The organism is Litorivicinus lipolyticus, from assembly GCF_009650135.1.
GTDB lineage: Bacteria > Pseudomonadota > Gammaproteobacteria > Pseudomonadales > Litorivicinaceae > Litorivicinus > Litorivicinus lipolyticus.
The window spans coordinates 650064-664861 of record NZ_CP045871.1 but is presented as its reverse complement, the minus strand read 5'-3'; the positions used below and the strand labels follow the sequence as shown (position 1 = coordinate 664861).

Below are 14798 nucleotides of genomic sequence, written 5' to 3'. Positions count from 1 at the left end.
TAATGCGGTAACGGTGATACCCAGTTGAAACGGATCTTACAAAAGGCGCCAGCCCTGCGCGGTTTGAGCGTCGCCATTGCCTTGGCCATGGCCGCCAACGCACATGCCTTGCGGCTGAGCGACATCGAAATTGGGTCGTACCTGGATCAGCCACTCAAGGCCCGTGTGCAAATTCGTGGCGCCAGCGCCGATGCCCTGGCGTCCTTGGTGACAACCCTGGCATCGCGCGAAGCGTTCGAGCGCGCCGGAATTCAACGAGCCGATGCGCTGGCCAACATGACCTTCGATGTCGACCCCAACGGGCGTTACCTTTACATCCAAACCGACCAACCGGTGCGCGAACCCTTCATGCTGTTCTTGGTCCGTGGCGACTGGAACGATGGCAGCCTGACACGCGAATACGCGCTGTTGCTGGATTTACCGACCGCCGCCAGCGCGGCCAAATTTGACCTGCCCAATTTTGGTTTGGCCGACACCGTCAAACCCTTTGCCAAACCCGACAAGCCGATCGCTACAAAACCTGCCGTCGTCAAAGCTGCGGATGTGGTCGAGCAAGCGCTGAGCAATACCCGCGAGGTGGTCGTTAAGTCGGGCGACACCTTGGGCCGGATTGCACGTCGCTACTTTGATCCCACCTTCGCCGCGGACGTCGGCGCTTTCACCCAAGCCCTGTTTGAATTGAACCCCTCGGCGTTCATTAACGGCAACATCAACCTGATTCGCGCCGGTGCTGAGCTGCGGTTGCCGAGCCTGCCGGCGCCCAATACCCCGACCCTGGTGGCGGACCAAGCGGATGTAGAGTTGCCCGGCGTTGCCTTGGAAACGAGCGCCAGCGGTGGCTTGCGCCTGGTCACCCAAAACACGCTGGTCGAGGACACCGAAACCGAATACCTGCGCCAACGCATTCAAACCTTGGAGCTGCAGTTGGCCCAATTACAGGCCAACAACGCGTCGCGCACCGAGGTCGGCAACCTGATTGCCGAGGCCACCGGTACAGCACTGACGCCGCTGCCCGTGGCAACGCCGAATCCCGCTGCCAGCGCGATGGTTGCTGATGACGTCGATGTCGCTGATGACTTGGTGACCGCTGCATTGCCAATTGCGCCCGTCGCACCCTTGGCACCCTTGGCACCCGTCGCCGTGGCTCCATCGGCCCCGGCGACTCCGATCGCCAGCATCACCAAAGCCAGCCCGGCCGCAGCCGCCCCAGCCGCCAACACGATCAAGACCATTGCCGTGTTGGCCCAAGACAACTTGACCAACCCCTGGGCTCAAAGCGGCTTAGGTGCACTGTTAACTGCCCTGCTGGGCTGGTTTGCCTGGGGCCGTCGCAGCAAAACACGCTTTGTACCCGCGGCCGAACTGGCGGAGCCGGCGCCGGTGTTTGAGGAGGCCCCAGCACAGCCCATGGCGGCGACACCGCGCCCGCCCTTCGGCGGCACATCGGAGCTACTGGAGACCTGTGCGGTGTGGGTCGGCTACAGCCAAATTGACCAGGCCATCCGCGTCTTAGATGACGTCATCGAGCGCGACGACAACCGCACGGATCCACGCATCGTGGCGCGCAAAAATGACGTGTTGGCGCGCTTTCGCCCGGATGAACTGGACGAATTTGTCACCACAAGCAAGGCTCGCTGGGCGTCCAACCCAACGCTGTTGGCGGCGCTTGGGCAAAGCCACAGCATCCCGACCCCGGCCGCACCGGCCACGCTGCACGATCGACCCGAGGATTTAGGCGAGATCGATATGGGGCTAACCCCCCTGCCCGGCGAAACCCGCTTGGACAGCATTGAATTCACCTTGGATTTGAACGACACACGGTCCTGATTTGGGCCGCGTGATGCGGTAGTCTCGGCGCTAGCTACTTACCTAAGGCGCACTATGAAACTGACTGACATCAACGGCACCGCCGTCACCAAACTTTGCCTGGGCACTATGACCTGGGGCGAACAAAACACCGAAGCCCAAGCGCATGAACAAATAGACTATGCGCTAGAGCGCGGGCTTAACTTTATCGACTGTGCCGAGATGTACCCGGTGCCGCCGAAAGCCGAAACCCAAGGCCGGACCGAGCAGTACATCGGGTCGTGGTTTGCCAAGACCGGGCAGCGCGACCGCTGGGTACTGGCGACCAAGGCCTCAGGACCGGGCGAATGGATGCAACACATCCGCGGCGGCCCCCGCTTTAGTGCGGACCATTTAGTGCGCGCCGTCGACACCAGCCTGCAACGCCTACAAACCGACTATATCGACTTGTACCAGCTGCATTGGCCGGACCGTAACACCAACTTTTTTGGCAAGCTCGGCTACCAACACAGCGACGCCGACGAAACTCCGATCGAGGAAACGCTGCAGGCGCTGGATACGCTGGTACGCTCTGGCAAAATTCGCGCGATCGGGCTGTCCAACGAAACGCCCTGGGGCGCGATGCGATTTTTACAGCTGGCTGAACGCGAAGGCTGGCCGCGGGTTGCGACCATTCAAAACCCCTATAACTTGCTGAACCGCACCTACGAGGTCGGCTTGGCCGAAGTCAGCCACCGTGAAAACGTCGGCTTGCTAGCCTATTCGCCGCTGGCGTTTGGCGTTTTGACCGGAAAATACCGCCACGGCGTCCGCCCAGACGGCGCTCGTCTGACACTGTTTGATCGCTTCTCGCGCTACAACAACGACCAAGCCGTGGCCGCCACCGAGGCCTACCTGGCACTGGCCGATGAGCACGGAATCGACCCCACACTGATGGCGCTGGCCTACGTCAACTCGCGCCCCTTCGTGCTCTCAAATATCATTGGGGCGACCACCCTAGCCCAGCTCAAAACCTGCATTGATAGTGCCGACGTCGAGCTGAGCCAAGCGCTGATTGATGGCATCGAAGCGATTCATACAACCCAGCCCAACCCCTCGCCCTAGGGCCCCGGCATTCGATCCAATTCGGCACCAGTGCATGCCCTTGCACCGGTGCCGAGGGCAACTGATCATAGGGCTCTACTAAGGAGTCGATGATGTCGCCACTGGATACTCAACACCGCAATCCCGAAGACGCACTGGACACCCTGATCGTGCCACGGGCGCGTGACTTGGGCGGCTTTCACGTGCGCCGCGCACTGCCGTCGGCACGCCGCCAAATGGTCGGCCCGTTTATATTTTTGGACCAAATGGGGCCCGCACAGTTCGACCCTGGGCACGGCATCGACGTGCGCCCGCATCCGCACATTGGCTTGTCCACCGTGACCTATCTGTACCAAGGCAGCATTTTGCACGCTGACAGTTTGGGCACCGTTCAAGACATCAACCCGGGCGAGGTCAACTGGATGACCGCCGGGCGCGGCATTACCCACTCCGAGCGCACGCGCCCGGCGCTCCGGGACAGCGGATTTGCGCTGTCGGGTTTTCAAACCTGGGTGGCACTGCCGGAACAGCACGAGGACATGGCCCCGGACTTTGAACATCACAAACGCCAAGCACTGCCGCTGATCGAGGGGGAGGGCAAACAGGTACGGCTGATACTGGGCGAGCTGTATGGCGCACGCGCCCCGGCAAAACTATCAAGCCCACTGTTTTATGCCGATGCCGACATCGGCGCTGGCCAATCACTGCCGCTGGATCAGCGCCACATGGACCGTGCCGTGTTCGTCGTGTCCGGCACCATCACGCTGGGCAAGGACACCTTTGAAAGCGGGCAACTGTTGGTGCTGCGCCCCGGCGACGCCCTCAGCCTAACGGCCACTCGCGACGCCCGTGTGTTGCTACTGGGTGGTGATCCGCTGGAAGGCCCGCGCCATATTTGGTGGAATTTTGTGTCCTCGTCCCTGGAAAAGCTTGAGCACGCCAAGCATCAATGGCAGCAAGAGGATTGGGAGCAGGGACAGTTCACACTGCCCCCCAGCGACAACGCCGAGCACATTGCGCTGCCGGCCAACTAAAACCAGCTGTGCTGCGGGTTGTCGTCGTGGGCGACGACGTCGACCGCCACATGCAACCGTTGATTGCCACCGCCGGCGGTAAAGCCTTTGACCGGCACCACGTCGGCATAATCCCGGCCCCAGGCCACGGTGATGTGACGATCCGACGGCATTTGATTGTTGGTCGGGTCAAAATCGACCCAGCCCAAGCCCTGCACGAACACACTGAACCAAGCGTGGCTGGCATCGGCACCGATTAGCCGCGGCTGCCCCTGTGGCGGCTGAGTTTCTAAATAGCCGCTGACATAGCGCACCGGCAATCCCATGCCACGCAACATGCTCAACGCCAAGTGCGCAAAATCTTGGCAAACGCCCATCCGCGATGCAAACACCTGGTGGACCGGCGTGCTGACTTCGGTGCTGCCGGGGACGTAGCTAAAATCGTGAAACAGGCGCGAGGTTAAATCCATCACCGCACTGATAATCGAGCGTTCGCGGGCGAAGGACCGCGCCGCGTACTCGCGCATATCACCCACCGCCACCGGTGCCAAGGCCGACGGCAGGCGGTAAATATCCAGCTGTTCGTGGGCGTCGACATAGACCGCTACCGACTCCCAAGGCGGCGTTTCATCCCACAACGGTAACGACGGCACAATCAACTCGACCGCGCTGTCGGCAATCACTTCCAGCGCGTCGTGCAAGGTTTCGACTGAAAAATCGACCACCCGGTTACCGAACCAGTCGGTCCGTTCCTGCAGCCAATTAGGTTCCGGCGACACAGACAACGCTGCACGCTGGACTTGCTGCCAACGGGATGCACGCGGTAACAACACCGCCGTGTTTTGGCAGTCGCTGACCGCGGCGTCATAGCTGTAACGGGTCAGGTGACGAACTTTGAATTTCATGTTCTGACCTTAGTAAGCCGGTGCGGGATTTCGGCGTGGTTAAAGTAACGCAGTGTCAGGGTTTCCGAGAGCGCCAACAAGCGCCGCTCGGTTTGCGCCAGCATATCGGTCAGTACCGCCCGCGGCTGCCCTTCCGGTGTCATCAGCTCGTCAGGGTCCGCCAGCTGAATGGCCGTGCGCGCCTCCAACGCCAAACGCTGCTGGACCGGCAATGTGCCGCGACGAACCGAGCCTGGCAACAGATCGATCTGCTCGCCCAGGCGCCGCAGCTGGTAGGCCAGCGCGCGTGGCGTCGAGTCGTCCAACAGCAGCATATCGACCACCGCCCCGGCATGAATGCTGGAACGGTAGCGCCGTTTATAGGTCATGGTGGTGTCGGTAATGCCGAGCACCATTTCCCAGAACCCGAGCTCGTTACGCCGGATCGGGCTGGCGGCATCACGCAGCAGCGCACAGGTCTGCAAACCACGCTCCAAATGCCGGCCGATATCCAAAAACCGATAGCCAAGACTGCGCGTCATGGTGTCGTTGACCAAACCGTTGGTCGCGCTCAACAGCATCAACACCTGATCAAGCCGTTCGATTTGCTGGCCGACGGGTAATTCCTGAAGACCGACCGCTGACTGCAGGTTTTTTTCCAGTCGCACCAGTAACCGCCAGGCGTCCGGGCTCAAATAGTCCGGAACCGCCCGGGCGTTGGCCAACAATCCATCGAGCGCCCGGTGCAGCCCGACCGGGTGGTCGGCGTGCGTCAGGATGGTCGATAACTGGGCTTCGGGTTTGTTGACATCAACCATTTGCGAGCCCAACGCAACGCCGGACAGCAACAGCGGCAAGCCCGGAATAGCATTGTCCGGACCGACACTTTGACGCTCCTCCAACACCCGCTGCAGTACCTCGCGCAGCAGCCGGCCGATAAATTCGAGGCGCTCGGCATAACGGCCCATCCAGTACAGCGCATCCGCCACCCGCGACGGCACCGCGCCGGGATCCGAATTGACCACCGCCGGTTTGGCGCTGGTGGTTATCGTGATCGCCGCATCACCCTGGCCCTCGCCCATCACCCATAGGTCTTTGACACCGATGGCGACACGGCTGCTGGCTTGCAACGTTGCGACATCATTTTCGACATAGCGCACCAACCCGCCCGGCATCGCCGTCCAGCCATTGGGGCCGCGCACGGCGTAGACCCGAATCAAGGCGTTGACGTCACCGACCTGGCCCTGTTGCGAGGCCGGTATGCGCGAGCCGGTCAAACGCCGTTGTGCGACCCATCCATTCGGGTTGGCCCAAATTGCCTCCAAACCCGGTTCGCCACCTTGGTAAAGAACGCCCTCGCGGCCTTGGCCACCGAGCACACGAAACACAAACCCCGCCGGGTTTTGGCGCACCAACTCGACGTTCTCCGGCTGCATCAGCGGCAAGGTCTCGGCACTTTTCAATGGCGAACTGTATAGATGATCTAGCTGACTCAAAAAGCCCGGCGAATCGATCAAGCCGGCGCCCGGTGGATTCCACATATCGACACGTCCCGCGCGCAGTACCGCGCCGATACCGGGCGTGCCCAATCGCGAGTTGTCATCGAATGCCAGTGGATCGGTAAAGGCGTCCAGCACACGGCGCAGCACCATCGACACCGGTTGTAGGCCATCCAGCGTTTTCAACCACAGTTGGCCGTCGCGCACCGTTAGATCCTCGCCCTGAGCCAGGGTCAAATCCAAGTAGTTAGCCAAAAAGGCATGCTCGAAATAACTGGGGTGGTGTTGGCCTGGCGTCAGCATGACCGCGTGCCCTGCTCGGGTCGCCAGCGTGTCGTCCACCGCGGCACGGAAGGCCTGGAAAAATGACGCGACACGGCGCATCGGCATCCGCCGGGTCAGGAACCCAAACACCCGCGCCAAGGTAATGCGACGTTCCAGCACGTAGCCCAGGCCCCCTGGCGGCCGCGAGATATCGCCATAGACACGCCATTCACCGTCGGCGTCACGGCCCAGGTCCATCGCTAAAAATCGCAACCACGGACGATCCCCGGCGACGTCATGCGCCGCCAACAGATAGTCCGGATCGGAGAACAGCAGTCGCGGGTCATAGCCGCCGCGTTTAACCTGTGTTTGCGCCCCCATCAGGTCGGTCAGCAAGGCTTCGACGTTACCCGCCCGCTCGATAATGCCCCGCTCCAAGCGGTCCCATTCGGCACTGGCCAGCACCATTGGCAAGGGGTCCATCTGCCAGTCGCGCACGTCCGGGCCGTCCGGCAGGCTGCGATAGGTCGAGCCGTTGTCTTTGAGCCGACGCTGCAATTCAGATTCCCAGCGCAGTAATTGCTCGGGCGGCGTCGCCCCTAGTAGCTCCAGCAGCGGAGCCCAGGCGCGCGCAGTATCCGGCGTCAACGTTGATTCAATATGTGGCAATGGCCAATCCCATCCTTATTTCCGCGCGAGAATAGCAGAGCGCTGTAATTATTCCGCAGATCGGGCTTAACACGGTGACAAAACGCGGGTAGAATCCGCGCCCATCGGAGTATAGCGCAGCTTGGTAGCGCGTCTCGTTCGGGACGAGAAGGTCGGGGGTTCGAATCCCTCTACTCCGACCACTTCAGCTTCACCCATTTCCATGCAAACTTTTCCATCCATTTTGACATCCATTCGCACTCCGCAGCGGTCTATTTCGACCTCTCGTTAACGGATGCCGCGTGCTGTCTGTACCTCAGTACCAGTTCACACTTTTTAAGCCCAATAGTTTTCCACTTTGCCTGTGGATAATTCGGTGGACAAAGTTTTGAGAGAGCCCCGCAAGGCCTTATTTATCAAGGCCTCACGTCAGATTGCTCAAAATGTGAACACTTAAATTATCATAAAAATCATATGGTTAGCAAAGTCAACGCCAGCAAAACGATTTTTCGCTGTTTTATCGCCCCTATTGGACAGGCACGCCACCACTGTTAATAACCAAGTCAAGCCCCGCACCTAAAATAATCACAGATTTATAGGTTGCGCGCGAAAAATGCTTCTTGTATGGACTCGTGCACCAGGTCCAACCGACTCTGAAATTCGTCCATCGCTTCAGACAGATCGTCCGCACTCATGTTGTCCGCAGGGAGGTTTTCAACCCACTGACGCGTTTGACGCACTTCGCGTGGCGCACTGGCCTTTACAGGCAGCCCCAGCAGCCCACTTTCGACCTCGCCGAGGGCGTGTACTAACGAACGCGGGAAACTACGGTCCATTAACAGGAACTTCAGGGCCTCGCGCGGCTTAACCCGGTTAGTCACGCTGTGACGGTACATCTCGTACCCGTCCTGGGCCTGCAAAATGCCCATCCAGCCAAGCGTTGTATCGACGTCTTGGATCCATTCCGCATCCGGCAACAGCGACGTGGTTTTAAAGTCCAACAGCCGCGAGCTCATATCAGCGCGCTCCATCTGTAAGCCCAAGCGCAAAAACTGCCAGGCCTCGTCGCGGCTCATGGAGCCGTGCAAGACCCCGGAAAAATGACGACAGCCCCAGATCACCTGGCGCAGCAATTCCGAGCGCTTGCGTCGCGACATATTGACCGCCGAGCCCTCGGCCAACAGCAAGTCCATTCGGTTCAAGCCTTCCCAGGCGTCCTTGGGGATTTGGTCCCGCGCCACTCGCGCGTTCTCGCGGGCGGCCTTGATACAGCTGCGAATCGAGGCCGGGTTCTTGCTGTCCAGCAGCAGCCATCGACTGACTCGGGTCTCGGTCGGTTCAGCCAGTCCGTCATCACCTTCCGACGTGATCGCGTCAACCAGGTTGGCCCAATTCAACGGCGCATCTTCCGGCAGGTCCAGCATTAAGTTAATGGTTGCATCGAATAGGCGCGACGTGTCCTCGGCGCGCTCTATGTAACGCCCCAGCCAATACAAGTGCTCCGCAACACGTGCCAACATCAGTTCGCTCCCCGTTCGTCTTCGATCACCCACATGTCCTTGCTACCGCCACCCTGACTGGAATTAACCACCAACGAGCCTTCGGTTAACGCGACCCTGCACAGCCCGCCCGTGGTGCAGGCGGTGCGCTCGCCTTGCAGCACAAACGGCCGCAAGTCGACATGCCGCGGCGCCAACACCCCGTCGATCAAGGTCGGCGTGGTCGACAAGTTAAGCATGGGCTGGGCGATCCAATTGCGTGGCGCGTGCTTAATCGCAGCGGCGGTGGCATCACGTTCGGCCTGACTGGCGTGGGGGCCGATTAACAGCCCGTAGCCGCCGGATTCGTTGACCGGTTTAACCACCAGCTTGTCGAGGTTGGCCAGCACGTGCTGGCATTCATTCGGACGCGAGCACAGAAAGGTCGGCACGTTTTCGATGATCGGGTCTTGATCCAGATAGTACTTAATCAACGCCGGAACATACGCGTACACGGCTTTGTCGTCAGCCACCCCGGCACCGGGGGCGTTGGCGATGGCGACATTGCCCGCACGCCACGCCGCCATCAGGCCGCGCACGCCGAGCGCCGAATCAGGGTTAAACACGTCCGGGTCCAAAAAGGTATCGTCGATGCGTCGATAAATTACGTCGACGCGCTGCAACCCGAAAATGGTGCGCATGTAGACGATGTTGTCCTGGCACACCAGATCCGCGCCTTCGACCAGTTGCGCGCCCATTTGCTGGGCTAAATAGCAGTGCTCAAAATACGCGCTGTTATAGATGCCGGGGGTCAACACTGCGACCGTCGGCTGAACGTCCGTGCGCGGTGACAAACTGGTCAGCGTGTCCAGCAGCGACGTCGCATAGTCCTGGACCGGCAATACGTTTTGGCTTTTAAACAGCTCTGGCAGCACACGCTTAATCAGGTTGCGGTTTTCGAGCATGTACGACACACCGGACGGCACCCGCAGATTGTCCTCCAGCACCCGAATCGTGCCTTCGCCATCGCGCACCAGGTCACTGCCACAGACATGTGCCCAGACCCCGTGGGCCGGTTTAGTGCCGATACACTCAGGGCGGAAGTTTGGACTGTCCAACAGCAGCGCAGACGGAATGATGCCGTCCTTTAAGACACGCTGGTCATTGTAAAGGTCATCGATAAACAGGTTGAGCGCTTGCAGGCGTTGCTGCAGCCCGGCCGAAGTGCACCGCCACTCGCGCGCGCCAATCACGCGCGGAATCAAATCCAGCGGCCAAGCGCGGTCGATGTTTTGGCTGTCCGAGTAGACCGTGAACGAAATCCCCTGCGCGCGAATTTCAGCGTCCAGCGCGGCTTGGCGCTCGGACAGGTCGGCGTGGGTTAACTGGTTAAGCTGCTCGCACAGGGCGCGGGCAACAGGGCGCGGCGCCCCCTGGTCCAGCAACTCATCAAAAAATCCCGCTTGCGCTGGGTACTCATCAAATAAGCAAGCCATCCTGACTCCTCGTTGTTTTGATTGTGTGCCGGCGCACTTTGATAACTATACCCATAGCCCCCACCATAAGGGATGACAATCTAGTACCGAAATGAGGACACCCCGTGTTAGCGATACTTTCTCCGGCCAAAAACCTTGATATGGCACGCAGCGCCGACCTTCCGGCCAGCGTCCCGCAGTTCGGCGACCAAGCCCGCGCCCTGGTCGATGTCATGCGCACCCAAACCCCGGCGGATATCGCCACCTTGATGAAACTGTCGGATAAACTGGCGCACCTAAACTTTGAACGCTTCGCGACCTTTCAAGCGGAGCCTGCGAGCGCCGGCACCCATGCGGTGATGGCCTTTAATGGTGACGTCTACCAGGGCCTGGACGCATCGACACTGGGGAGCGACGGACTGGTTTATTTGAACCGCCATTTGCGGATTTTGTCAGGACTATACGGGGCCCTGCGCCCGCTGGATCGAATGCAGGCATACCGCCTTGAAATGGGCACCGCCCTCGCCAACCCCGGCGGCAAGAACCTGTATGAGTTTTGGGGCGACCAGGTGACCCGCGCGCTTGAGGCGGCGGCTGCCGAGATCGGTACCGATACCCTGGTGAACTTGGCCAGCACCGAGTATTCCGGCGTGGTTGACCTCAAAGGCACCGCGCTGCGGGTGATCACGCCCGTGTTCAAAGATTTTAAAACTGACAAATACAAAATCATTAGCTTTTACGCCAAGAAAGCGCGCGGCCTGATGGTTCGCTATATGGCTGATCACCAATTGCGTGACGCCGACGACCTAAAGGCCTTTGATGTTCAGGGCTACGCCTTCGACCCCGGCGAGTCGAGCGCAACCCAGTGGATATTCAAGCGCAAGTTGGCGCCGTGAACGCATTTGAACACTGGCTGACGGCGCTCGAACCGGTCGACGGCGCCCACGCCTGCATCGGTTGCCAGACCGGTGCCGAAGCCTTGACCGACGACCCGGCCGAGTGGCCGGCCCGGTACTTTACCCGCTGCGTGGTGCGCCTAGCATCGCTGGATGCGCGGTCCATTGCCCGTCTGGGTCAGCTGCGCAATCAGTACGCCCAACAGATCGCGCTGTGGATTGACCAGCCCAGCCCCGACGACCGCGAACCTTTGCTCGGTTTAGGGTTCAAAGGCTTACCCGGACCCGCAGGCGTCGCCTGCTTTGGCTACGACCTGGGGACCTACAACCACCAGCGCGACTGGAACAATCCCAAATACTGGGCCAATCCTGAACGATGGGGGCAGGCATTTTGGTAACTCGATCACACTCGTTATGGGACCTGAATAAGATGTTGCGATACACACAGACATTCGAATTTAGCAAGCCAATGCTAACTTTGCTTCTCGCAGTTGCCCTTGCAGCCGGACCCATCGGGATCGCCGCGGCTGCAGGAGCGTCGCCCGTGAACATAGTGGTAAGTCCCGGCACAGACCGCGCGTACCGCTATGTCTCGTTGGACAACGGCTTGACCGCGGTGCTGGTCAGCGACCCCAACACCGACAAGGCTGCGGCCTCCCTCGAAGTGGCGATCGGCGCGGGTTCCGACCCGCGCGAGCGTGCTGGCATGGCCCACTTCTTGGAGCACATGCTGTTCTTGGGCACCCAGCCGTTTCCGCAACCCGGCGAATACCAGCAGTTCCTGACCACCCATGGCGGCAGCTCAAATGCCTATACCGCCTACGAACAAACCAACTATCACTTTGATGTCGACGCCGACCAATTAGCCCCTGCACTGGATCGGTTTGCGGCATTTTTCGTCAGCCCACTGTTCACCGACGACCTGGTCGAGCGCGAACGCAACGCCGTCCACAGTGAGTACACCGCCAAAATCAAAGAAGACGGACGCCGCTACTTCGACGCCCTGAAACAGGTGGTCAACCCCGAACACCCCTTCTCCAAGTTCACAGTGGGCAATCTGGACACCCTTAGCGGCGACAACCTGGCCGACGAAGTGCGCCAATTTTGGACGCAACATTATTCCGCCAACCTGATGACGCTTGGCGTGGTCGGACGCGAGCCGCTGGACAGCCTGGAGCGCATGGTTCGCGAGCGATTCAGCGCCATCGAAGACCGCCGCCTAACCCGCCAAGTGGTGCTAGAACCGATGTTCACCGAGCAAGCCCTAGGCCATACCTTGGCGGTCCAGAACTTGCGTGATCGGCGCAGCCTGACACTGATTTTCCCGACCCGCGAAATTGGCACCCTCTATCGGACCAAGCCCACCTCTTACATCGGCAGCCTGGTGGGGCACGAGGGCGAAGGTTCGCTGTACTCATTGCTGCGCCAGCGCGGCTGGGCCGAGGGCCTGAGTGCCGGCCAAGGTATCGCCAACAAAGACGGCGCGACTTTTATGGTTGGGATCGAGTTAACTCCGCGCGGAGCCGAACATCGTGACCAGATCATCGAGTTGGTGTTTGAGCACATCGCATTGATCGACCGGCGCGGCATCAACCACTGGCGCCATCGTGAGCAAGGCCAGATTTTGGCCACCGAGTTCCGCTTTTTGTCGGACGCGCCAGCCCAACGCCACGCCATGGCGCTGGCCAGTGCACTGACCCGTTACGCCCCAGAGGACGTAATGCGCGGCCCGTTTGCGTGGGACCAGTACGACCCGGACATGATCGACACGATCTTAGGTTCGCTAACCCCGGACAACCTGCTGTTAAGTTACTCCGCCCCTGACGTCGACGGCGATCTGAATTCGCCCTGGTACGACACACCCTACAGCCTGACCCCGATCGAACCCGAGCGCCTGAGCCGCTGGACTCGCGCGCGTGGCGTCACGCAATCGTTTTCGACCGACTTACCGTCGGCCAACCCCTTTGTCGCCAGCGCATTCGATTTGGAATCCCAAAGTGGTCACGCCGGCGACACCCCGGACTTGCTGATTCAAGCCGACAACCACCAGCACTGGCACTTGCAGGACCGTCAATTCTTAAAGCCGCGGGCAGACATTTATTTGCGCCTGGCGACGCCGGCTGCAAACGCGACGGCTCAGCAATCGGTGGCCACACGCATCATTACCCGGCTCATCGAAGAAGAGCTGAACACCCAGACCTACCCCGCGCGCATTGCCGGGCTCGGCTTTGACGTCTATCGAACCCTCAGCGGCATCAGCTTAGTTGCCAAGGGCTACAGCGAGACGGTGCCGAAACTGGCGTCACTGGTGGCTAACGCCGCAGCCGACCCGCAAGTCGACGCCCGTGCCTTTGAACTCATTCAGGCCGACATGATCCGCGAGCTCAAAGACCAAGCCCTTGATGCCCCGTACGAACAATTAATGCAGGCTTTGCCGGTGGCGCTGATTGACGGGTACTGGAGTACAGCGGACCAGCTTGCAGCCGCTGAGGCCATCACGCTGACCGATGTCGAAATGGTGTGGCGCCGATTGCTGGCGGAGTCACGCGTCGACGTAATGACCCACGGCAACCTGACCGATCAGCAAGCACGCGTGATCGCCGATGACCTGGTTCAGATTCTGCGCCCCGCCAGCGATGCGCCAGCCTATGACTTGCCCGGCGTCAACCAACGCTTTGCCGACGGCGATCGCCTGGCATCCACCATCGACCACAACGACAACGCCTGGCTGGCTTACCTGCCCGCCACCGACGAAAGCAGCCAATCCGAGGCCCTGTATCGGGTCCTGGGGCAAGTCATCAAAACCCCGTTCTACACGCGGCTGCGCACGGAGCAGCAACTGGGTTACATCGTATTTGCCGGCTACATGCCGCTGATCAGCCAACCCGGACTGGTGTTTGTGGTTCAGTCCCCTGAAACCACACCGAACGACATTGAGCTGGCCGCCGAAGCGTTCTGGGCCGAGTTTAGCGAGCGCACGGAAACCATGACTATGGCCGACTTTGAGCGCTTCAAAGCGGCGGTGCTAACTGGGCTAACCGAGGAAGATCCAAACCTGAGTGCCCGCAGTCAGCGTTTATGGAACACCATCGGGTTACAGGATGCCGAGTTCCAGCGGCGTGGGCAGGTGATTCAAGCGGTTTCGGACCTGCGCCTGGAATCGCTGCGCGGTTTGATGCAGCGGCTGGCCTCCGGTGAAGGACGGTTAACGATCACGACCGTGGACGATGCGGTGGCGGCGAAATCCGCACAGGCCCGTTGATCACTTTTTTCAGCATCCGAATCAGGCGCTGACGGTCGCGGCGGTTTAAAAAGCCGCCGACCTCGACTTGGTCACCCTTAAAGCAAAACCAGACCCGTGGCGGATCACCCCGGCGTTTAGGTTTGTCGACCTGAACGCGCGTCCATGCCCGCGCCGACCGCCATTCAGACTCCGGCAGGTCACGGCCACTTTGAATGATGACTTCATGCGCGGTCAGCTCGATGGTTTGACAACGCTGGGCCTGGCGCGCCACCCACCACAGCGCCCACGTCAGGCCGATCAGCTCCAAAATCCCCATCGGCAGCGCCAGCACGACACCTTTGATCGTCCAAAAGGTCGCGAAACCCAGGATCCCCAAACCAAAAATAGCAATCACATACAGATTACGCCGCCACGGCATGGCAGCATTCGGGCGCAGCACCAGGGTTTGGCTGGCAGCGTTGTCGAGCAATTCAACCATCGCAATCCGGACCGGCCGTGGTCAGTTTTA

The 14798-nt window shown here is 60.2% G+C and carries 11 protein-coding genes and 1 tRNA gene; 7 read left to right on the top strand and 5 right to left on the bottom strand.

The window, feature by feature from the left end:
• Positions 1-24: 24 nt before the first annotated feature.
• The 3 genes from GH975_RS03375 (at position 25) to GH975_RS03365 (ending at position 3923) form a co-directional block, all read left to right on the top strand.
• A complete protein-coding gene (locus tag GH975_RS03375; protein ID WP_153713162.1) occupies positions 25-1827 on the top strand; it encodes a type IV pilus assembly protein FimV in 1803 nt (600 codons plus the stop codon).
• A 54-nt stretch (positions 1828-1881) separates the two neighbouring features.
• A complete protein-coding gene (locus GH975_RS03370; protein WP_153713161.1) occupies positions 1882-2910 on the top strand; it encodes an NADP(H)-dependent aldo-keto reductase in 1029 nt (342 codons plus the stop codon).
• A gap of 92 nt (positions 2911-3002) precedes the next feature.
• Complete coding sequence (locus GH975_RS03365; RefSeq protein ID WP_246164757.1) at positions 3003-3923, top strand: pirin family protein; 921 nt, start codon at positions 3003-3005, stop codon at positions 3921-3923.
• Here the strand turns inward: GH975_RS03365 and GH975_RS03360 are convergent.
• Together GH975_RS03360 and GH975_RS03355 are read right to left on the bottom strand one after the other, a co-directional pair.
• Positions 3920-4807 (bottom strand): transglutaminase family protein, encoded by an 888-nt coding sequence (locus GH975_RS03360; RefSeq protein WP_153713159.1) that lies wholly within the window; start codon positions 4805-4807, stop codon positions 3920-3922. The genes GH975_RS03365 and GH975_RS03360 overlap by 4 nt on opposite strands.
• Positions 4804-7218 (bottom strand): circularly permuted type 2 ATP-grasp protein, encoded by a 2415-nt coding sequence (locus tag GH975_RS03355; protein WP_153713158.1) that lies wholly within the window; start codon positions 7216-7218, stop codon positions 4804-4806. Before GH975_RS03355 ends, GH975_RS03360 begins: the two co-directional genes overlap by 4 nt.
• Before the next feature lie 105 nt (positions 7219-7323).
• Here GH975_RS03355 and GH975_RS03350 point away from each other — a divergent pair.
• A tRNA-Pro gene (locus tag GH975_RS03350) sits at positions 7324-7400 on the top strand.
• A 390-nt stretch (positions 7401-7790) separates the two neighbouring features.
• Here GH975_RS03350 and GH975_RS03345 read toward each other — a convergent pair.
• Together GH975_RS03345 and GH975_RS03340 are read right to left on the bottom strand one after the other, a co-directional pair.
• On the bottom strand, positions 7791-8717 hold the full coding sequence (locus tag GH975_RS03345; protein WP_153713157.1) for an alpha-E domain-containing protein: 927 nt from the start codon (positions 8715-8717) through the stop codon (positions 7791-7793).
• Positions 8717-10171, bottom strand: a complete 1455-nt coding sequence (locus tag GH975_RS03340) for a circularly permuted type 2 ATP-grasp protein (protein ID WP_153713156.1) — start codon at positions 10169-10171, stop codon at positions 8717-8719. Before GH975_RS03340 ends, GH975_RS03345 begins: the two co-directional genes overlap by 1 nt.
• Positions 10172-10275: 104 nt before the next feature.
• Between GH975_RS03340 and yaaA the strand changes: the two genes are divergently transcribed.
• The 3 genes from yaaA to GH975_RS03325 all read left to right on the top strand — a co-directional run bounded on the left by yaaA (position 10276) and on the right by GH975_RS03325 (position 14308).
• Positions 10276-11046, top strand: coding sequence for a peroxide stress protein YaaA (gene yaaA / locus GH975_RS03335; protein WP_153713155.1), 771 nt, complete (start codon positions 10276-10278; stop codon positions 11044-11046).
• A complete protein-coding gene (locus GH975_RS03330) occupies positions 11043-11444 on the top strand; it encodes a DUF6231 family protein (RefSeq protein ID WP_153713154.1) in 402 nt (133 codons plus the stop codon). The genes yaaA and GH975_RS03330 overlap by 4 nt, the downstream gene beginning before the upstream one ends.
• Before the next feature lie 146 nt (positions 11445-11590).
• Positions 11591-14308 carry an insulinase family protein gene (locus GH975_RS03325; RefSeq protein WP_170272523.1) on the top strand — a complete coding sequence of 906 codons (2718 nt, stop codon included), beginning with the start codon at positions 11591-11593 and terminating at the stop codon, positions 14306-14308.
• Here GH975_RS03325 and GH975_RS03320 read toward each other — a convergent pair.
• The gene (locus GH975_RS03320; protein WP_153713152.1) at positions 14259-14768 is read right to left on the bottom strand and encodes a DUF2244 domain-containing protein; all 510 of its coding nucleotides are present in this window, start codon (positions 14766-14768) and stop codon (positions 14259-14261) included. The two genes, GH975_RS03325 and GH975_RS03320, sit on opposite strands and share 50 nt — an antisense overlap.
• Positions 14769-14798 lie beyond the last annotated feature (30 nt).